The sequence below is a fragment of the Modestobacter roseus genome (assembly GCF_007994135.1).
Lineage (GTDB): Bacteria > Actinomycetota > Actinomycetes > Mycobacteriales > Geodermatophilaceae > Modestobacter > Modestobacter roseus.
Genome location: NZ_VLKF01000001.1, coordinates 922,173 through 942,147 on the forward strand (window position 1 = coordinate 922,173; position 19,975 = coordinate 942,147).

The 19,975-nt window shown below is 75.0% G+C and carries 16 protein-coding genes; 14 read left to right on the plus strand and 2 right to left on the minus strand.

What is annotated here, in order from left to right; translation table 11 throughout:
- Nucleotides 1–18 precede the first annotated feature (18 nt).
- From ftsW to JD78_RS04465, 11 genes are all read left to right on the plus strand, one after another.
- On the plus strand, nt 19–1,776 hold the full coding sequence (ftsW, locus tag JD78_RS04415; RefSeq protein WP_166520974.1) for a putative lipid II flippase FtsW: 1,758 nt from the start codon (nt 19–21) through the stop codon (nt 1,774–1,776).
- 13 nt (nt 1,777–1,789) lie between these two features.
- Nucleotides 1,790–2,962, plus strand: a complete 1,173-nt coding sequence (gene murG / locus JD78_RS04420) for an undecaprenyldiphospho-muramoylpentapeptide beta-N-acetylglucosaminyltransferase (RefSeq protein WP_166520975.1) — start codon at nt 1,790–1,792, stop codon at nt 2,960–2,962.
- A gap of 82 nt (nt 2,963–3,044) precedes the next feature.
- Nucleotides 3,045–4,523, plus strand: coding sequence for a UDP-N-acetylmuramate--L-alanine ligase (gene murC, locus JD78_RS04425; protein WP_153362086.1), 1,479 nt, complete (start codon nt 3,045–3,047; stop codon nt 4,521–4,523).
- Between the two features lie 103 nt (nt 4,524–4,626).
- Nucleotides 4,627–5,349, plus strand: coding sequence for a cell division protein FtsQ/DivIB (locus JD78_RS04430; protein WP_228395384.1), 723 nt, complete (start codon nt 4,627–4,629; stop codon nt 5,347–5,349).
- A gap of 384 nt (nt 5,350–5,733) precedes the next feature.
- Entirely contained in the window at nt 5,734–7,017 is a 1,284-nt protein-coding gene (gene ftsZ / locus JD78_RS04435; RefSeq protein WP_153362084.1) for a cell division protein FtsZ, read from the plus strand.
- 141 nt (nt 7,018–7,158) lie between these two features.
- The gene (gene pgeF, locus JD78_RS04440) at nt 7,159–7,878 is read left to right on the plus strand and encodes a peptidoglycan editing factor PgeF (protein WP_228395383.1); all 720 of its coding nucleotides are present in this window, start codon (nt 7,159–7,161) and stop codon (nt 7,876–7,878) included.
- A complete protein-coding gene (locus JD78_RS04445; RefSeq protein WP_153362083.1) occupies nt 7,875–8,648 on the plus strand; it encodes a YggS family pyridoxal phosphate-dependent enzyme in 774 nt (257 codons plus the stop codon). The genes pgeF and JD78_RS04445 overlap by 4 nt, the downstream gene beginning before the upstream one ends.
- 57 nt (nt 8,649–8,705) lie before the next feature.
- Entirely contained in the window at nt 8,706–9,527 is an 822-nt protein-coding gene (locus JD78_RS22510; protein WP_153362082.1) for a cell division protein SepF, read from the plus strand.
- Nucleotides 9,528–9,579: 52 nt separating this feature from the next.
- Nucleotides 9,580–9,879, plus strand: coding sequence for a YggT family protein (locus JD78_RS04455; protein ID WP_153362081.1), 300 nt, complete (start codon nt 9,580–9,582; stop codon nt 9,877–9,879).
- Nucleotides 9,880–9,973: 94 nt separating this feature from the next.
- The gene (wag31, locus tag JD78_RS04460) at nt 9,974–10,699 is read left to right on the plus strand and encodes a DivIVA-like cell division protein Wag31 (RefSeq protein ID WP_153362080.1); all 726 of its coding nucleotides are present in this window, start codon (nt 9,974–9,976) and stop codon (nt 10,697–10,699) included.
- 159 nt (nt 10,700–10,858) lie between these two features.
- The gene (locus tag JD78_RS04465; protein ID WP_153362079.1) at nt 10,859–11,551 is read left to right on the plus strand and encodes a hypothetical protein; all 693 of its coding nucleotides are present in this window, start codon (nt 10,859–10,861) and stop codon (nt 11,549–11,551) included.
- Between the two features lie 39 nt (nt 11,552–11,590).
- Here JD78_RS04465 and ileS read toward each other — a convergent pair whose 3' ends face one another.
- A complete protein-coding gene (ileS, locus tag JD78_RS04470) occupies nt 11,591–14,746 on the minus strand; it encodes an isoleucine--tRNA ligase (protein ID WP_153362078.1) in 3,156 nt (1,051 codons plus the stop codon).
- A 96-nt stretch (nt 14,747–14,842) separates the two neighbouring features.
- On the opposite strand from ileS, the gene JD78_RS04475 reads away from it, so the two are divergent.
- Nucleotides 14,843–16,354 (plus strand): potassium/proton antiporter, encoded by a 1,512-nt coding sequence (locus JD78_RS04475; protein WP_153362077.1) that lies wholly within the window; start codon nt 14,843–14,845, stop codon nt 16,352–16,354.
- Between the two features lie 198 nt (nt 16,355–16,552).
- On the opposite strand, the gene mqo is transcribed toward JD78_RS04475, so the two are convergent.
- Nucleotides 16,553–18,037, minus strand: coding sequence for a malate dehydrogenase (quinone) (mqo, locus tag JD78_RS04480; protein WP_153362076.1), 1,485 nt, complete (start codon nt 18,035–18,037; stop codon nt 16,553–16,555).
- 286 nt (nt 18,038–18,323) lie between these two features.
- Between mqo and lspA the strand changes: the two genes are divergently transcribed.
- Both lspA and JD78_RS04490 read left to right on the plus strand, forming a co-directional pair.
- On the plus strand, nt 18,324–18,965 hold the full coding sequence (gene lspA, locus JD78_RS04485; RefSeq protein ID WP_153362075.1) for a signal peptidase II: 642 nt from the start codon (nt 18,324–18,326) through the stop codon (nt 18,963–18,965).
- 37 nt (nt 18,966–19,002) lie between these two features.
- Nucleotides 19,003–19,965 (plus strand): RluA family pseudouridine synthase, encoded by a 963-nt coding sequence (locus tag JD78_RS04490; protein WP_166520976.1) that lies wholly within the window; start codon nt 19,003–19,005, stop codon nt 19,963–19,965.
- Nucleotides 19,966–19,975: the final 10 nt, after the last annotated feature.

Here is a 19,975-nt window from a genome sequence, read left to right on the forward strand (position 1 = left end):
TGCGCCCGTGAGCTGCCGATGACCGCGACCGCCCGCGAGCGCCGTCCCCGCACCGAGCCCACCGGCCGGCGGGACGGCGACCGCCCGCACGCCGACCGCCCGCACGCCGACCGCCCGGTGGGCGGGCTCCGCTGGCGGCTGCGCGGGCCGGCCTGGCTCGAGGGCCCGATGACCAGCTCGCACCTCGTGCTCGGCTCGGCCGGCATGCTGCTGGCCATCGGCCTGGTCATGGTGTTCTCCGCCTCCGCGATCGAGGCGGCCACCTCCGGCCAGCCGGCGTGGCTGCCCGGGGTGCGGCAGCTGGTCTTCGCGCTGATCGGCCTCGCCGGGATGCTGGTGGCCATGCGGCTGCCGGTCGGTCGCATGCGGCAGTGGGCCGGGCGCGGCATGCTCGTGGTGTTCGCCCTCCTCCTGCTCGTGCTCGTGCCGGGCATCGGGCTCAAGCTGAACGGCTCGCGGGCCTGGTTCGACCTGGGCTTCACCAACTTCCAGCCCTCGGAGCTGGCCAAGCTGGTCTTCGCGCTCTGGGGCGCGCACGTCATCGCCCTGCGCGAGCGCTACCTGACCACCCGTTCGCTCGTGGTCCCGGTCATCCCGGTGTTCCTGCTGATGTGCCTGCTGCTGCTCGCCGAGCCGGACATGGGCGCCGTGGTCAGCCTCGGGCTGGTCGTCGCCGGGCTGATGTGGGCCGGCGGGCTGTCCCGCCGCTACATCGCCGGCGCGGTCGGGGTCGTCGCCGCGCTGGTCGCGGTGATGGTCGCGGTGGCGCCGTACCGGATGGCCCGGGTCACCTCGTTCCTCGACCCGTTCGCCGACCCGCTCGGCGACGGCATGCAGGCCATCCGGGGCTTCTACGCGCTGGCCACCGGCGGCGTGTGGGGCGTCGGGCTGGGCAACAGCGCGATGAAGTGGAACCTGCTGCCGCACGCGGAGTCGGACTACATCTTCGCCATCATCGGCGAGGAGCTGGGCTTCCTCGGCTGCCTGGTGGTGATCGGCCTCTACGGCATGCTCGCCTACGCCGGCTTCCGGATCGCCCGCCGCTCCACCGACCGGTTCGTCCAGCTGGCCAGCGTCGCGATCACCACCTGGCTGATCGGGCAGGCCACCATGAACATGGGCTACGTGGTCGGGCTGCTGCCGGTCACCGGCGTGACCCTCCCGTTGATCTCGGCCGGCGGCACCTCGCTCGTGCTCACCCTCTTCGTCATCGGCCTGCTGGCCCGCTTCGCCCGGTCGGAACCGGCCGCGATCGTCCACCAGCGGGCCACCCGGCGCGGGCGCCTCGCCCGGCTGCTGCTGCCGGTCCCGGCCGCCCCGGTCGACCCGCTGCCGGCCCGTCGTCGCCGGCCGGCGCGGTCGGCGCAGGGGCGCGGGCCGGCACCGGAGGCGGACCGGCCGCGCCCGGGCCGCACGGTCACCCGGGTCCCCGGGCTGCGCACCCAGGAGCAGGAGGCGGTGCGCGGCACTGCCCGGGAGCGCGGCACCGCCCGGGAGCGCGGCACCGCCCGGGAGCGCGGCACCGCCCGGGAGCCACGCCGGGCCGCCCCGCTGCCGTGGGACGCCCCGGGCGCGCGCCCCGAGGGGGTCCAGCGGCAGACTGGGCGCGGCCGGCAGCCTGCCGGTGACCGCCCGACCGACCGCGGCCGCACCCCGGCCGTGCCCGCTCCCGCCGACCTCCGCGACCACCGTGCCGCCGCGGCTGCTCCCGGCGCGCGGGGCCGGTCGGTCCCGCGGTCCCGCCCGAGAACGGAACGGCCGACCCGCCCGCAGTGACAGGACGCCCGCAGTGACCCAGCCCCACCCCGCCCCCGGTGCCGCCGGGGTGCCCTCCGGTGCGCGCCCCGGCCCCCACGTGGTGCTCGCCGGCGGCGGCACCGGCGGCCACATCGAACCGATGCTGGCCCTCGCCGACGCGCTCACCCGGCGCACCGGCTCGACCGGCGGCGACGCACCCGACCTCGCGCCGCGGGTCACCTGCCTGGGCACCGCCCGCGGCATGGAGACCCGGTTGGTGCCCGCCCGCGGCTACGACCTGCGGCTCATCCCCCCGGTGCCGCTGCCCCGCAAGCCCACCGTCGACCTGCTCCGGGTGCCCGGTCGGGTGCGCCGTGCCGTGGGGGAGACCCGCGCACTGCTCACCGAGCTGGGCGCCGACGTCGTCGTCGGGTTCGGCGGGTACGTCGCGCTGCCGGCCTACCTGGCCGCCCGGCGGGCCGGGATCCCGGTCGTGGTGCACGAGCAGAACGCGCTGCCGGGGCTGGCGAACCGGATCGGGGCGCGGCTGGCCGCGCGGGTCGCGGTCACCGTCCCCGGCACCCCGCTGCGCGGTGCGGTGCACGTCGGGATGCCGCTGCGCACCTCGATCAGCGGGCTGGACCGGGCCGCGCGGCGCGCCGAGGCGCGGGCTGCCTTCGGGCTGGACGCCGACCGCCCCACCCTGCTCGTCTTCGGCGGCTCGCAGGGCGCGGCTTCGCTCAACCGGGCCGCGGTGTCCGCCGCCGACGCGCTCACCGCCGCGGGGGTGCAGGTGCTGCACGCCCGGGGGCCGAAGAACACCGATGTCGCGGTGCCCGCCCGCCCGGCCGGTGCCGCGCCCTACGTCGTCGTCGACTACCTGGACCGGATGGACCTCGCCTACTCGGCGGCCGACCTGGCGCTGTGCCGGTCGGGTGCGGTGACGGTCGCCGAGCTGTCCGCCGTCGGGCTGCCCGCGGCGTTCGTGCCGCTGCCGATCGGCAACGGCGAGCAGCGGCTGAACGCGCTGCCGGTGGTCGAGGCCGGTGGCGGTCTGCTCGTGGCCGACGCCGACCTGACGCCGGGGTGGATCGCCGCGGAGCTGGTCCCGCTGCTCACCGATCCGGCGCGGCTGGCGGCCCTGGCCGGGCGGGCCGCCGCGGCCGGCGCCCGCGACGCGGACGAGAGACTGGCGGACCTGGTGCTCGGAGTGGTGCGGCCATGAGCGCCGCGACGACGACGACGGGCGAGCGAGCATCGCAGGGAGCGCCAGCGACCGAGGAGCGGAACGAGTTCGGAGTGGAGCCATGAGTGCTGCGGACGTCGCTGCCTGGCGGGAGCCGATCCCGGCGCTGGCCGACCTGGGCGCCGTGCACTTCGTCGGCATCGGCGGTGCCGGGATGAGCGGGATCGCCCGGATCATGCTGGCTCGGGGGCTGGAGGTCTCCGGCAGCGACCGCCGCGACTCCCCGGCGCTGCGCGCGCTCGCGGCACTGGGGGCCCGGGTCGAGGTCGGCCACCACGCGGCCCACCTGGGGGACGCGGCGACCGTCGTCGTCTCCACCGCCATCCGGCCCGACAACCCCGAGCTGGTCGCCGCCCGCGAACGCGGCCTGCGGGTGGTGCCCCGTGCCGTGGCGCTGGCCGCGGTGATGACCGGCCGGCGCAGCGTCGCGGTCGCCGGCACGCACGGCAAGACGTCGACGACGTCCATGCTGACCGTGGCGGTGCAGGCCTGCGGCGTCGACGCCTCCTTCGCCATCGGCGGCACGCTCAACGAGTCCGGGTCCAACGCGCACGCGGGGGAGGGGGACGTCTTCGTCGCCGAGGCCGACGAGAGCGACCGCTCGTTCCTGCTGCTGGCCCCCCGGGCGGCGATCGTGACCAACGTGGAGGCCGACCACCTGGACAACTACGGCGACCTGGCCGCCGTCGAGACGGCCTTCGACACCTTCGTCCGCACCGTGCCCGCCGACGGGTTCCTGGTGCTGTGCGCCGACGACCCGGGCGCCGCCCGGCTCGCGAGGGTGGCGGGTGGGTCGGCAGGCGGCGCCTCGGCCCGGGTGCGCACCTACGGCCAGGGCGAGGACGCCGACCTCCGGCTCACCGACCTGCGGGTGGGGCCCGACGGCACCCGGTACACCGCCGTCCTGGACGGCCGGGTGCTCGGCGAGGTGCACCTGCAGCTGCCCGGTGAGCACATGGCCCTCAACAGCGCGGCCGCGCTGCTGGCCGGGCTCGAGCTGGGGCTGCCCGCCGCCGGGCTGATCGGCGGGCTGGGCCGGTTCGGCGGCGTGCACCGCCGGTTCGAGCTCAAGGGCACCGTCGCCGGCGTGCGGGTCTACGACGACTACGCCCACCACCCCACCGAGGTGGCCGCCCAGCTGCGCGCGGCCCGCGCGGTGACCGGCTCCGGCCGGCTGCTGGTGCTGTTCCAGCCGCACCTGTACAGCCGTACCGCGGAGTTCGCCGTCGGCTTCGGGACGGCCTTGGGGCTGGCCGACGAGGTGGTCGTGATGGACATCTACGGCGCCCGCGAGGACCCGGTGCCCGGGGTGACCGGCGCCCTGGTGGCGCAGGCGGTGCCGCTGCCGGCCGGCCGGGTGGCGTTCGAGCCGTCGTGGTCGGCGGCGGCGCCGGCGATGGCCGAACGCGCCCGCCCCGGCGACCTGGTGGTCACCATGGGCGCCGGCGACGTCTCCATGGTCGGGCCGGAGATCCTGGCCGCGATCGCCGGGCCGGAGCCGGGGACCGAGGAGACCGCCGCGCCGGTGGCCCCCCGGTGAACCGGGCGGGGTCGACCACGCGGGACCGGGTCCGGTCGGGCCGGCGCGGGGCGGCCCCGGGGCGGACGTCGTCAGCGGGGCGGGGGCGTCCCCGGTCACGCCGTTGCGCCCCCGGCGCCGGTCGCGCCGGCCGGCCCGGCCGCGCCGCCGGCTGGCGGCCGGCCTGGCCGCGGCCGTCGGGCTGGTCGGCGTGCTCGCCTGGCTGCTGCTCGGCTCGCCCGTGCTGGCCGTGCAGGAGGTCCGGGTCGACGGCGTGGTCACCCTCTCGCCGGAGCAGGTGATCGACAGCGCCGGGATCGTCGAGGGCATCCCCCTGGTCCGCGCGGACACCGAGGGGGCCGCCGAGCGGGTCCGCCGGCTGCCCCCGGTCGCCTCCGTCGAGGTCACCCGGGGCTGGCCGGACACCGTCGTGGTCACCGTGGTCGAGCGCCGGCCGGTGGCCGTCGTCTCCGACGCCGGCCGCCGCCAGCTGATCGACGCCACGGGCGTCGTGTTCGACACCATCACCGGGCCGGCCCCCGACGGCGTCGTCCCGCTCGACGTCCGCGACCCCGGGCCCGACGACGACGCCACGACCGCCGCGCTCGGTGCGCTCACCGCGCTGCCGGGCGACGTGCGGGCGCAGGTCACCGCGGTGTCGGCGACCGGCCCCGACGACGTGACCCTCACCCTGACCGACGGCCGGTCCGTGCTGTGGGGGAGCGCCGACCGGACCGACCGCAAGGCCGAGGTCCTCGACGCGCTGCTGGACCAGATCGACACCGGCACCCTCGACCCCGCCGACACCCTGGACGTGAGCACGCCCGACGCCGTCGTCCTGCGCTGAACCGCGCACACCCGGCCGCGGCTTCGCCCGGGGGCGCGGCTGGACGGATCGGGGGCGGGACGTCCAACCCGGCGTGGCGCGCCGTCCGGGACGACACGCCCGGGCGGAGAAATGTCCAGCGAGTTCCCGGACTCGGCGCGCCGGTCGGTCCTCGAGGCGTCTGCACCACGGCGTGAGACTCGGCCAGCGCGGGTCGTCACAGCGCGTGAGGCAGATGTGACCGACGGGTCGACCGAGATTCGTGAGGTGGTGCCCGTGGGACACGCCGAGTCCGGAGGGGTGCTTGCTGGGCCCCGAGGGGGCACCTAACTTCGTCCCCAACGCCACAGTTGACATAACTATAAGGCTCTACATGAGGATGAGGGTTCAGTTGGGGAGCGCCGCATGACACCTCCGCACAACTACCTCGCGGTCATCAAGGTCGTCGGCATCGGCGGCGGCGGGGTGAACGCGGTCAACAGGATGATCGAGGTCGGCCTCAAGGGGGTCGAGTTCATCGCCATCAACACCGATGCGCAGGCGCTGCTGATGAGCGACGCGGACGTCAAGCTCGACGTCGGCCGCGAGCTCACCCGCGGGCTCGGCGCGGGCGCACAGCCCGACGTCGGCCGGCAGGCCGCCGAGGACCACCGCGAGGAGATCGAAGAGGTGCTCAAGGGCGCCGACATGGTCTTCGTGACGGCGGGGGAGGGTGGCGGCACGGGCACCGGCGGTGCCCCCGTCGTCGCCTCCATCGCCCGCAAGCTCGGTGCCCTGACCATCGGTGTGGTCACCCGCCCGTTCTCCTTCGAGGGGAAGCGGCGGGCGGTCCAGGCCGAGTCGGGGATCGAGGAGCTGCGCAACGAGTGCGACACGCTCATCGTCATCCCGAACGACCGGCTGCTGCAGCTGGGCGATCGGAACGTCAGCGTGATGGACGCCTTCCGCACCGCCGACCAGGTGCTGCTGTCCGGTGTCCAGGGGATCACCGACCTGATCACCACGCCCGGCCTGATCAACCTGGACTTCGCCGACGTCAAGTCGGTCATGTCCGGGGCGGGCTCGGCGCTGATGGGCATCGGCAGCGCGCGGGGCGACAACCGGGCGCTGCTGGCTGCCGAGCAGGCGATCGCCTCGCCGCTGCTGGAGGCCTCGATGGAGGGCGCCCACGGCGTCCTGCTGTCGATCTCCGGTGGCTCGGACCTCGGCCTGTTCGAGATCAACGAGGCGGCGTCGCTGGTCAGTGACGCCGCGCACCCCGATGCCAACATCATCTTCGGGGCGGTCATCGACGACGCCCTGGGTGACGAGGTGCGGGTCACCGTGATCGCGGCGGGCTTCGACGGTGGCAAGCCGGGCAACCGCAAGGACGCCACGGCGGTCTCCACCGCGCCGCCGCCCGCGCAGGCGGCGCCGCGGCCGGCGGTCCCGGCGCAGACCGGCCAGCCGGCAGCTCCGCCGGCCCAGGCGATCCCGCCGCAGGTGAGCACGCCGCCGGCCACCCCGGCGCCTGCCCCCTCGGCCGCCGCACCGCGGCCCGGGCAGCCGGGCGCCGCACCGGCCGGTGGCGGGATCACGGTCCCGCCGCTGCCGCCGATCCAGGGCTCGACGGGCAGCAAGAACCGCCCGCTGGCCACGGACGACTTCGAGGAGGAGCTCGACATCCCCGAGTTCCTCCGCAGCCAGTAGAAGGACCTGCGTGCCCCCCACCACTCGCGAGCTCGTGGCGGGCCCCTGCACACGGGCCGTTCCAGCCCGCTGCGGTGGCTCGCCCCGGGTCCCTGCAGTGAGGCCGTTCCATTGAGTCGCCATCCGGCCGCCCTGCCGGCGGTGCGCCCACGACGGGTGGTCACCGACCGGCGGGGCGGCCGTTCCGCGTCCCCGTGGGACTCCTTCAACCTCGGGGTCCACGTCGGTGACGACCCGGCCGACGTCGCGGCCAACCGGCAGCGGTTGGCCGGCGGCATCGGGGTGCCCGAGCGGCAGCTGGTCTGGATGACCCAGGTGCACGGCACCGGGGTCGCGATCGTCGAGGACGCCGCGGAGAACCCGGTGGCCGACGTCGACGCGCTGGTCACCGCCACGCCCGGCCTGGTGCTGTGCGTGCTGGTCGCCGACTGCGTGCCGGTGCTGCTGGCCGACCCGGTCGCCGGAGTGGTCGCCGCGGTGCACGCCGGGCGCGAGGGCGTGCGACGGGGCGTCATCCCGGCCACGCTGGCGGCGATGACCCGGCTGGGCGCCCACCCGGCCGACGTCGAGGCGCTGCTGGGCCCGGCCGTCTGCGGCGCCGACTACGAGGTGCCGGCGGCGATGCAGGCCGAGGTGGCCCGGGTCGCCCCGGCCAGCGCGGTGCGCACCCGCGCCGGCACCCCCGGGCTCGACCTGCGTGCCGGCATCGCCGGCGTGCTGCGGGACGCCGGCGTCGGCCAGGTCGTGCACGACCCGCGGTGCACGGTGGAGGACCGCACGCTGTTCTCCCACCGCCGGGACGGCGTCACCGGACGGCAGGCCGGCCTGGTCTGGCTGGACCCGACGCCGGGTCCGGGGTGACCACCGCCGACCGGCTGGCCGCCAACCTGGCCGCCGTCCGGCGGCGGATCGACGCCGCCGCCCGGGCCGCCGGGCGCGACCCGGCCGAGGTGCGGCTGCTCGCGGTGAGCAAGACCTGGCCCGCGGACGACGTCCGGGCGCTCGCCGCCCTGGGGCAGCGCGACTTCGCCGAGAACCGGGTGCAGGAGCTGCTGGGCAAGGCCGGGGGGCTCTCCGACGACCCCGCGGTGCCCGAGCTGCGCTGGCACCTGGTCGGGCAGCTGCAGCGGAACAAGGCGGCGGCGGTCGCCCGGCTGGGGGCGACCGTGCACTCGGTCGACCGCGCCCCGCTGGTCCAGGCGCTCGCCCGCGCGGCCGAACGGGCGGAGCGCACCCTCGACGTGCTCGTGCAGGTCGACCTCGGCGGGCCGGCGGGGGAGCTCGGCTCCCGCGGCGGCGCCGCCGTCCCCGAGGTGCCCGGGCTGGCCGACGCCGTGGCAGCCGAGCCGGCGCTGCGGCTGCGCGGCCTGATGGCGGTGGCGCCCCGGGGTGCCGACCCGGCGCCGGGCTTCGCCCGGCTGGCCGAACTCGCCCTCCGGGTCCGCGGTGACCACCCCGACGCCTTGGAGCTATCGGCAGGCATGAGCTCGGACCTGGAGGCTGCTGTGACAGCTGGGGCCACCGTGGTGCGTGTCGGTACCGCGTTGTTCGGCGCGCGCCCCCTAGCCTCCGATCGAGGTGTTGGCCCGGGACCCGTGCACGCTCCCGAGTCACACCAGCCCCACCCGTGACACGCAGGACCTGACGACACCACCGCACCAGCGCGCGAGACCAGAGGGAGACGCCGGATGGCCGGAGCCATGAGGAGGATGGGGGTCTACCTCGGCCTCGTCGAGGACGACGACACCCGCGGCGGGTACGACCGCTACGCCGCGCGGCAGGCCGACTACGACCACGACGGGCGGCGGTACGACCGTTACGCCGCTCGTGAAGAGCCCGGCTACGACGCCGAGCCGCGGTTCGCCGCCGACGAGTACCCCGCCGGGGACTACGGCTACGAGCCGGAGTACGCCGACGACTACACCGCCGACGAGCCCTTCGAGCCGGCTGCCGAGGTGGCGCCCGAGCCCGCGGTCTCCTTGGGCCGCCGTCCGGGCGCCCGGCGGCTGGACCTGGCCGGGCCGAGCGGTGCCACCAGCGTGTCGCGCCTGGGTGGCGGGCTCGCCGCGGGCGCCGGGCTCACCTCGACCGGGCCCTCGCTCGGCTCGGTCGGGTCGGGGCGCTCCGGTGGCATCTCGGCCGGCGGTGGTGGCGGCGCCGTGGGCGCTGCCGGGCTGGCCATGCGCGAGCCGGTGCTGGCCCCCGCGCCGGAACCGGCCCCCAAGCCCGACTCCTACCGGATCACCACCGTCCACCCCGCCTCCTACAACGAGGCGCGGACCATCGGTGAGCGGTTCCGGGACGGGATGCCGGTGATCATGAACCTCACCGACATGGAGCACGCCGACGCGAAGCGACTGGTGGACTTCGCCATCGGCCTGACGTTCGGCCTGCACGGTAGTATCGAGCGGGTCACGGCCAAGGTGTTCCTGCTCAGTCCGCAGGACGTCGACGTGACCGCGGAGGACAAGGCCCGGATCCGTGAGGGCGGGTTCTTCAACCAGTCCTGACCAGTCCACCGCGTGACCTCCGGCCACGCGATGCCCCGAACGAGCGAGGACCGTGCCACTTCTCCTGCAGATCGTCTCGTCGATCCTGCTCGTCTTCCTGATCCTGCTGTTCGCCCGGTTCGTCGTGGACTGGGTGATGGTGCTGGCCCGCAGCTGGCGCCCGCAGGGGGCCGTCGCCGCCGGGCTGGAGGTCGTGTACGCCGCGACCGACCCGCCGTTGAAGGCGGTGCGCAAGGTGATCCCGCCGTTGAACCTGGGGTCCATCCGTCTGGACCTCGGGTTTATGGTGCTGCTGATCGCGGTGATCGTGTTGCGCAGCGTGGTCGACAGCCTGGCCGTCTCCGCGCGATGACCTGTTCCACCGAGCCGGCGAGGGGCGCGGGCCGGCGGTCCGCCGCCGGTCCGTGCCCGTCCTCGTTCCTCCCGTCCGACCTGAGGTGAGCCGCATGCCACTGACTCCCGCCGACGTGCACAACGTCGTCTTCAAGAAGCCGCCGATCGGCAAGCGTGGCTACGACGAGGACGAGGTCGACGCCTTCCTCGACGTCGTCGAGGCCGAGCTGGCCCGCCTGATCGAGGAGAACAACGACCTGCGGGCCACCGGCGGGTCGGGCCGGGCCGAGGAGCGCGTCGAGTCGGCGCCGATGACGGTCACCGCGCCGCCGCCCCCGCCGCAGAGCTCCCCGCAGTCGCGGGAGGACGAGGCGATCCGGGCGTCCCGGATGCTCGCGCTCGCCACCGAGACGGCCGAGCGGCACGTCAACGAGGCGAAGGCGCAGGCCGACCAGATGGTGGGCAGCGCCAAGAGCACCAGCGACCGGATGCTGACCGAGGCCCGCACCAAGAGCGAGCAGATGGTCGGCGAGGCCAAGCAGCGCGCCGATGCCATGCTCGGTGACGCCCGTACCCGGGCCGACACGATGGAGCGCGAGGCCCGCGCCAAGGCCACCGCGCTGCAGCAGGACGCGGAGCGCAAGCACGTCGAGGCGATGGGCTCGCTGGAGGAGAAGCGCGCGAGCCTGGAGCGCAAGGTCGACGAGCTGCGCACCTTCGAGCGCGAGTACCGCACCCGGCTGCGCTCCTACCTCGAGTCGCACCTGCGCGACCTGGACAGCCGCGGCTCGGCCGAGCCGTCGTCCGCCAGCCGGCAGAACCAGCACGTCAGCGCCTGATCCACGGGCCACCCCGCCGTGACAGAGCCCCTCCGGACCCCGGTCCGGAGGGGCTCTGTCGTCAGGCGGGTCGTCCGGCGCGTCGCCCCGCGCGTCGACCCCGGCGCCGTGCCGCCCCGCCGCAGGCGTGTGCCGGCCGGCGCCGGATAGCATCCGGAGGTGGTTGTGGTCGCGGCGCTGCTGGTCCTGGTCGCGGTAGGTCTGCTCGTCGCCGGGGTCGTCCTGGGCGAGCCGGTGCTGCAGTGGAGCTCGTTCGGGGTGAGCGCGCTGGCGACCCTGCTGATCGCCGTCGGTGCGCTGCGCAACCGCGCCGGCAGGGAAAGCCCGGACGAGGTCCGGACGCCCTACCACCCGCAGGAGCCGGACGCCGAGCCCACCGACCTGCCGCCCACCGACCTGCCGCCCACCGACCTGCCGCCCACCGACCTGCCGCCGGCCGGCGGTGGGCGGCCCGGCAGCGCCCTGGCCGGGCTGGCTTCTCCCGGCGACGACGAGGTGGTGCGGCGGGTGGCCCCGCCGCCGGTGCCGCCCAGCTCGCCGATGCTGCCCCGGGTGGGTGGGGCGACCCGCTGGGAGGACTCGCCGGCTCCCGCCGCACAGCCGCCGGCAGCCGGGGAGCCGCCCGCGGAGGACGTCGAGTTCTCCGACCTGCTGCTGATCATGGACCTGACCGACGAGGTCCTCGTCATCGACGAGCACCCGCGGTACCACGTGGCGGGCTGCCCCCGGCTGGTCGGCGTCCCGACGATCCCGATCCCGATGCTGCAGGCGCGCACCGACGGCTTCACCCCGTGCGGCTGGTGCAGCCCGGACCGGACGATGGCGCAACGGGAGCGCGCCCGCCGAAGCTGACGCGGGGCCCCGTCGCAGGGCCTCGCGCCAGCTCGTCGCTCAGGCCCGGGCGATCCAGAACCGCGCGCCCGCCGGCCCCTCGAGGCCGTCGCCGGTGCCGGCGGTCTGCGCGTGCACCGCGGTGGCCAGCACCTCACCGGCCCACGTGCCGCCGGCCTCGGTCAGCGCCGCGGCCAGGGCGCCCTCGCCGGTCCACCACACCTGGATCCGGTCGCTCACCGCCAGCCCGCTGGCCTTGCGGGCCTCCTGCACCAGCCGGACCACCTCGCGCACCAGCCCGGCGCGCTCCAGTTCCGGCGTGAGGGTGAGGTCCAGGGCGACGGTGAGGCCACCGGCCGAGGCGACCGTCCACCCCTCCCGCGGGGTCTCGGTGACGATCAGGTCCCCGTCCTCGAGCGCCACCGGGGTGCCGTCCACCTCGACGGCGGCGTTCCCGGCCCGGTAGGCGGCGACCAGGTCGGCGGCGTCGGTGGCGGCGACCGCCGTGGCGACGGCCTGCACCTGCTTGCCCAGCCGGCGCCCCAGGGCGCGGAAGTCGATCTTCACGCTCACGTCGACGAGGTCGCCGCCGACCGCGGCCAGCTCCTCCAGCCCGGCGACGTTGAGCTCGTCGGCCACCTCGGCGACCAGGTCGCGGGGCAGCTGCGACCAGCCCGGGGCGGAGACGAGGGCGCGGGCCAGCGGCTGCCGGGTGCGCACCTTCGACGTCGTCCGTGCCGACCGGCCCAGCTCGACCAGCCGGCGCACCAGGGCGACCTGCTCGACCAGCGCGTCGTCGCGGGCGTCGGCGTCCACGGTCGGCCAGTCGGCCAGGTGCACGGAGTCGGTGGCACCCTCCGCGCCGGGCAGGACGGCGCTGCGCCACACCCGCTCGGTGAGGAACGGGGTGAACGGCGCCATCAGCCGGGTCAGGCCGTCGAGCACCTCGTGCAGCGTGCCCAGCGCGGCCGGGTCGCCGTCCCAGAACCGGCGACGGCTGCGCCGCACGTACCAGTTGGACAGGTCGTCGACGAAGGTCGCCAGCAGCCGTCCGGCGGTCTGGGTGTCGAACTGCTCCAGGGCGTCGGTGACCCCGGCGGTGACCGAGGCCAGCTCGGCGAGCGCCCAGCGGTCCAGCAGCGGCCGCTCCGCCCGCGGGGGAGCGGGGGTGGCGGCCGGGTCCCAGCCGTTGGTCTCGGCGTAGAGGGTGAAGAAGCTCGCGGTGTTCCAGTAGGTCAGCAGCACCTTGCGGACGACCTCGGACAGCGTCTCGTGGCCGACCCGGCGGGCCGACCACGGCGAGCCGCCGGCGAGCATGAACCAGCGGACGGCGTCGGCGCCGTGCCGGTCCATCAGCGGCATCGGCTCGAGGATGTTGCCCAGGTGCTTGCTCATCTTCCGGCCGTCCTCGGCCAGGATGTGCCCGAGGCACAGCACGTTCTCGTAGGAGCTCTGCTCGAACACCAGCGTGCCGACGGCCATCAGCGTGTAGAACCAGCCGCGGGTCTGGTCGATCGCCTCGGCGATGAACTGGGCCGGGTAGGCCGCCTCGAACTCCGCCTTGTTGCGGTGCGGTGCGCCCCACTGGGCGAAGGGCATCGACCCGGAGTCGTACCAGGCGTCGATGACCTGGCGGACCCGCCGGTAGGTGCCCTTCTCGCCGGGCACGGTGAAGGTCACGTCGTCGATGAACGGCCGGTGCGGGTCCAGGTCGGACAGGTCGGTGCCGGTCAGCTCCGAGAGCTCGGCCAGCGACCCGACGACCACCATCCGGGTCGGGTCGGCGTCGTTGCGCCAGATCGGCAGCGGCGTGCCCCAGTACCGGTCCCGGGACAGCGCCCAGTCGACGTTGTTGTTGAGCCAGTCGCCGTAGCGGCCCCACTGGATGCTCTCCGGGTGCCAGTGGGTGCGCTCGTTCTGCGCGAGCAGCTGGTCCTTGACCTGGCTGGTGCGGATGTACCAGGACGGCTGCGCGTAGTACATGAGCGGCGTGTGGCAGCGCCAGCAGTGCGGGTAGCTGTGCTCGTAGCGCAGCTCCCGGAACAGCACCCCGCGGTCGGACAGGTCCTGCACCAGCGTCGGGTCGGCGGCCTTGAAGAAGTGCCCGCCCACCAGCGGCACCTCGGCGGCGAAGTGACCGGTCGGGTCGATCGGGTTGACCACCGGCAGGCCGTAGCCGCGGCACACCGCGAAGTCCTCCGCGCCGAACGCGGGGGACTGGTGCACCAGCCCGGTGCCGTCGTCGGTGGTCACGTAGTCGGCCAGGACGACGTAGTGCGTGTCGCCCTCGGGGAACTCCACCAGCTCGAACGGACGCTGGTAGTGCACCCGCTCCCAGTCGCGCCCGGTGGTGCGGGCCAGCACCTCGACCGGGTTGTCCGGGCCGTCCTCGCCCAGCACCGCGGTGAGCAGCGGCTCGGCCACGACGAAGGTGCCGGCGCCGGTGCGGGCCACGACGTAGGTGACGTCGGGGTGCACGGCGACCGCGGTGTTGGACGGCAGCGTCCACGGCGTCGTCGTCCAGACCAGCAGGTCGGCCCTGCCGGCCCACTCGCCGTCGGTGACCGGCAGCCGGACGTAGACCGACGGGTCGGTCAGCGTCTCGTAGCCCTGGGCCACCTCGTGGTCGGACAGGCCGGTGCCGCAGCGCGGGCAGTACGGCGCGACCCGGTGGTCCTCGACCAGCAGGCCCTTGTCGAAGACCTGCTTCAGCGACCACCAGACGCTCTCGATGTAGCTGGCGTCCATCGTCCGGTACGCGGTCGACATGTCGACCCAGTAGCCCATCCGGTGGGTGAGCTCGGCGAACGCGTCGACGTGCCGCTCGACCGACTCCCGGCACTTGGCGTTGAACTCGGCGATGCCGAACCGCTCGATGTCCGGCTTGCCGGCGAAGCCCAGCTCCTGCTCGACGGCGATCTCCACCGGCAGGCCGTGGCAGTCCCAGCCGGCGCGACGCGGGACGTGGAAGCCCTGCATCGTCTTGAACCGCGGGAAGACGTCCTTGAACGCCCGCGCCTCGATGTGGTGCGTGCCGGGGCGGCCGTTCGCCGTCGGCGGGCCCTCGTAGAACACCCACTGCGGCTTGTCGGCGGAGCCCTCCAGGGAGCGGGCGAAGACCTTGTCGGCCTCCCACTGCTCGAGGACCTCGTGCTCGAGGGCCGGCAGGTCGACCTGGGGAGGAAGGGCCCGGAAGGGCCCGGAAGGCGCACTCACGTCACCAGTGTCTCAGTTCCCGGACACGGTCCACCGACAGCGGCTGCACGGACCCGCCTGCCCGGTACGGGAGACTGCCCCCATGGGGGCCCGCCGATGAACACGACGGTCACCGTTGCGCTCGCCATCGGCGCCCTGGTCGTGCTCGTCGCGGCGGTCGCCCTGCGGCTGGCCGACCGCATCGGCCTGCCCTCGCTGCTCATCTACCTGGCCCTCGGGGTGGTCATCGGCGAGAGCGGCCTGGGTGTCGAGTTCGAGGACGTCGGCCTCACCCAGACCCTCGGCGTCGCCGCCCTCGTGGTCATCCTCGCCGAGGGCGGGTTGACCACCCGGTGGTCCGACGTGCGCCGGGCGGTGGGCCCCGGCATCGCGCTGGCCACCGTCGGGGTGGTGGTCAGCATCGCCGTCGTCGCCTCGATCGCCGTCTGGCTGCTCGACTTCTCCTGGCTCTTCGCCCTGCTGGTCGGCGCCGTCGTCACCTCCACCGACGCGGCCGCCGTCTTCTCCACGCTGCGCCGGCTGCCACTGCCGCGGCGGATGGTCGCCGCCATCGAGCTGGAGTCCGGGCTGAACGACGCCCCGGTCATCCTGCTGGTGCTCGCCCTCAGCGAGCAGCTCACCGGCGGCGCGGGTGACGCCTGGTACCTCGTGCTCGCCGAGGTGCTGGGCGAGCTCGCCGGCGGGACGGCGATCGGGGTCGCGATCGGCTTCGGCGGCGCCTGGCTGCTGCGCCGGGCCGCGCTGCCCCTGGTGGGCTTCTACCCGCTGGCCACGCTGGCGCTGTGCGTGCTGGCCTTCGCCTCGGCCGACCTGGCGCACACGTCCGGCTTCGTCGCGGTCTACCTGTGCGGGCTGGTGCTGGGCAACGCGGCCCTGCCGCACCGCGCCGGCACCATCGGCTTCGCCGAGGGCATGGCCAGCCTCGCCCAGATCGGGCTGTTCGTGCTGCTCGGCCTGCTCGTCTCGCCCGCCCGGCTGCCCGATGCGCTGCTGCCCGCGCTGCTCATCGGTGGCGCGCTGCTGCTGGTCGCCCGCCCGCTGTCGGTGCTGCTCAGCCTGGTCTGGTTCCGCATGCCCTTCACCCAGCAGCTGTTCGTCTCCTGGGCGGGGCTGCGCGGCGCCGTGCCGATCGTGCTCGCGACCTTCCCGGTCGCCGCCGCGGTGCCCGGCGCCACGCGGGTGTTCGACACCGTCTTCGTGCTCGTCGTCGTCTTCACCGTCGTGCAGGGCTGGTCGCTGCCGGCGGTGGCCCGGTTGCTGCGCATCGCCACGCCGGTCACCCCGCGGGACATCGACGTGGAGTCCGCCCCGCTGGACGAGCTCGGGGCGGAGCTCATGCAGCTGCGGGTCCCGGAGACGTCCCGGTTGCACGGTGTCTACCTGCCCGAGCTGCGGCTGCCCGAGGACGCGGCGGTGGTGCTCGTCGTCCGCGAGGGCCGGCCGTTCGTCCCCGACACGACCACCCGGCTCATGCACGGCGACCAGGCTCTGCTGGTCTCCGCCCGGGCCTCCCGTCAGGAGGCCGAGCGGCGGCTGCGCGCGGTCAGCCGGGCCGGGCGGCTCGCCACCTGGCGCGGCGAGAGCGGCGAGGCGTCGCAATCGGACTGAGCACCTCGCGACCCTCCGGGCCGCACCGCAGCCAGGAGCCGTGCCCCTGTCGCGTGGAGCCGTTCCGCGCCCTGCCGTCGGGGAGCCGCCGGCCCCCGCGACGTCAGGCCGCAGCGGCCCTCCGGGCCGCACGTGTCCTCGTCGGGTTGCGGTGGAGCGGCCTGATCGGGAGGCCTCCGGCCCCGCGATCGGGGTCGCTCAGCCCTGCAGCTCCAGGGTCTTCGTCGTGTCGGCGCGGACCTCGGCCAGCAGCTCCGGCTCCTCGGACAGCTTCCGCCCGTAGGAGGGGATGGCCTCCTGCAGCACCGGGCGCCAGCCGTCGATGCGGTCGGGGAAGCAGCGCTCCAGCAGGGTGAGCATCGCCGAGGTGGCGGTGGAGGCGCCGGGGGAGGCGCCCAGCAGGCCGGCGATCGAGCCGTCCCCGCCGACGATGAGCTCGGTGCCGAACTGCAGCACCCCGCGGCCGGCCTCGTCCTGCTTGATGACCTGCACCCGCTGCCCGGCGGTGATCAGCTCCCAGTCGTCGGACTCCGCGGTGGGCACGAACTCCTCCAGCGCCCGGAACCGCGCCTTCTCCGACTGCAGCACCTGGCCGATGAGGTAGCGGGTCAGCGGGATGTTGGCCCAGCCGGCGCCGAGCATCGAGCCGAGGTTGCCGGCCCGCACCGAGCGCGGCAGGTCCCACATCGAGCCGGCCTTGAGGAACTTGGGGGAGAAGCCGGCGTAGGGGCCGAACAGCAGCGCCTGCTCGCCGTCGATGAGCCGCAGGTCCAGGTGCGGCACCGACATCGGCGGGGCGCCGACCTTGGCCTGGCCGTAGACCTTGGCCTGGTGCTGGGCGACCAGCTCGGGGTTGCGGGTGCGCAGGAACTGCCCGCTCACCGGGAACCCGCCGAAGCCGCGGATCTCCGGGATGCCGGCGCTCTGCAGCAGCGGCAGGGCGCCGCCACCGGCACCGACGAAGAGGAACCGGCTGCGCACGGTCCGCGTCCGGCCGGTCGTCAGGTCCTTGACCGTGGTGGCCCAGCGGCCGGCGGAGTCGCGACGCACCCGCTGCACCCGGTGCTGCAGGTGCAGCTGCACCCCGCGGTCGACCGCGGACTCGGTCAGCAGCCGGGTGAGCGCGCCGAAGTTCACGTCGGTGCCGGCCAGCGAGCGGGTCGCGGCGACGGTCTCGCGGGGGGAACGCTGCTGCATCATCAGCGGCACCCAGGAGTCCAGCTCGGCCGGGTCGTCGGAGAACTCGAGCCCGGCGAACAGGGGCTGCGGCGCCAGCGCCTCGTACCGGTTGCGCATGTACCGGTGGCCGTCGTCGCCGGTCACGAAGCTGATGTGCGGCACCGAGGTGATGAAGGTCTTCGGCGAGTCGGTCAGCCCGGCGCGGACCAGGTGCGACCAGAACTGGCGGGAGACCTGGAACTGCTCGTTGATGCCGACGGCCTTGGCCGGGTCGACGGTGCCGTCCGGGCGCGCCGGGGTGTAGTTCAGCTCGCACAGCGCCGAGTGGCCGGTGCCGGCGTTGTTCCACGGCCCGGAGCTCTCCCCGGCCACCTCGCTGCCGGCCTCGAAGACCTCGACGGTCCAGTCGGGGGCGACGATGCCCAGCAGTGCGGCGAGCGTGGCGCTCATGATGCCGCCGCCGACGAGGACGACGTCGGGGTTCGCGGAACCGTCCGTGCTCAAGGTCTTCTCCCGTGCTGGTCCGTGCCGTGCAGATGCAGATGGGGGCCGTGCAGACTCGTGCGTGGTGCTCCATCGTCGTCCGCCGGCCCGGGGTCGACGTCCCGCAGGGGGTGTCCACCTCGAACTGAGGGCGAGAGATGCGTCACACGGCGGGCCGGAACGTGGTCGGTGCGGGTCCGGCCGCCCCGTCAGCCTGACAGACGGGTCCGCGTCGCCGGAGGGCGCCGGGACGCCGCTATCGTGGTCGAGGACGTGGCCGCCCGGCCGCGACCGGGAGGCGGCGACGGTGTCCGAGCAGACCGACCGGCCGACGGCCGAGCAGGGCGCGGAGTCGGCCTCGCAGCCCTCCGGTGCCACGCCGTCCTCGGGCGACGACGTGCCCCGGCGGTCCCGGGCCCGACTGCTGCTGGGTCTGGCCGCTGCGGTCTTCGCCCTCGACCTGGCCACCAAGCTGATCGTGGTCGCGACCCTGTCCGACCGGGAGCCGCTGCGGCTGCTCGGTGGGGCGCTCTACCTGACCGAGGCGCGCAACACGGGCGCGGCGTTCTCCTTCGCCGAGGGCGCCACGGTGGTCTTCACGCTGATCGCCGTCGCGGTGGTGGTCGTCATCGTGCGGTTCGCCCGGCGGATGTACTCGACCGCGTGGGCGGTCGCGCTCGCACTGGTGCTCGGCGGTGCGCTGGGCAACCTGGTCGACCGGGTCTTCCGCGACCCGGGCTTCCTCCGCGGCGGCGTCGTCGACTTCCTCTCGCTCTTCGACCCCTACGGCCAGGTGTGGCCGATCTTCAACGTGGCCGACTCGGCGATCGTCTGCGGCGGGGTGCTCGGCGCGCTGCTGGCCTTCCGCGGCGTGGAGTTCGACGGCCGCCGCGGCGGTGACGACAGCGGGGACCGGCCCGCGGAACGCACCGACGGCACCCCCGGCTGAGCGTGCTGCCGCCGGACCGTCGGCGGCACCGGTCACAATGGACCGCGTGACCAGCAGCCCCTCCCCGGCGCCCCGGGGCGAGATCCGCGCGCTGCCGGTGCCCGACGGGCTCGAGGGTCAGCGGGTCGACCAGGCGATGTCCCGGCTGTTCGGGGTGTCCCGCGCGGTCGCCGCCGACCTCGCCGACGGCGGCTCCGTGCTGGTCGACGGGCGGGCCCGCGGCAAGGGCGACCGGCTCGTCGCGGGCAGCTGGCTGGAGGTGGAGCTGCCGCCGCCGCCGGGTGAGCCGGTGGCTCCCCGGCCGGTCGAGGGGCTCGCCGTCGTGCACGACGACGACGACGTGGTGGTGGTCGACAAGCCGGTCGGCGTCGCCGCGCACGGCAGCCCCGGCTGGGACGGGCCCACCGTGACCGGTGGCCTGGCGGCCGCCGGCTACCGGATCAGCACCAGCGGCGCCGCCGAGCGGCAGGGCATCGTGCACCGGCTGGACGCCGCGACCACCGGGCTGATGGTGGTGGCCAAGAGCGAGCGGGCCTACACGCTGCTCAAGGCCGCGTTCAAGGAGCGCACGGTCGACAAGGGCTACACCGCCCTGGTGCAGGGCCACCCCGACCCGTCCAAGGGCACCATCGACGCCCCGATCGACCGGCACCCCAAGCACGACTGGCGCTTCGCCGTCGTCAGCGGGGGCCGCCCGTCGGTCACCCACTACGAGGTGGTGGAGGCATTCCCCGCCGCGAGCCTCGTCGACATCCACCTGGAGACCGGTCGCACCCACCAGATCCGGGTGCACTTCTCCGCGCTCCGCCACCCCTGCGTCGGGGACATGACCTACGGCGCCGACCCGACCCTCGCCGCCCGGCTGGGGATCTCCCGGCAGTGGCTGCACGCGCGGCGGCTCGGCTTCGCCCACCCGGCCGACGGCCACTGGGTCGAGTTCACCAGCGACTACCCGGCCGACCTCGCCGGCGCCCTGGCGGTGCTGCGTGCGGAGAACTGAGCGGTGCCGC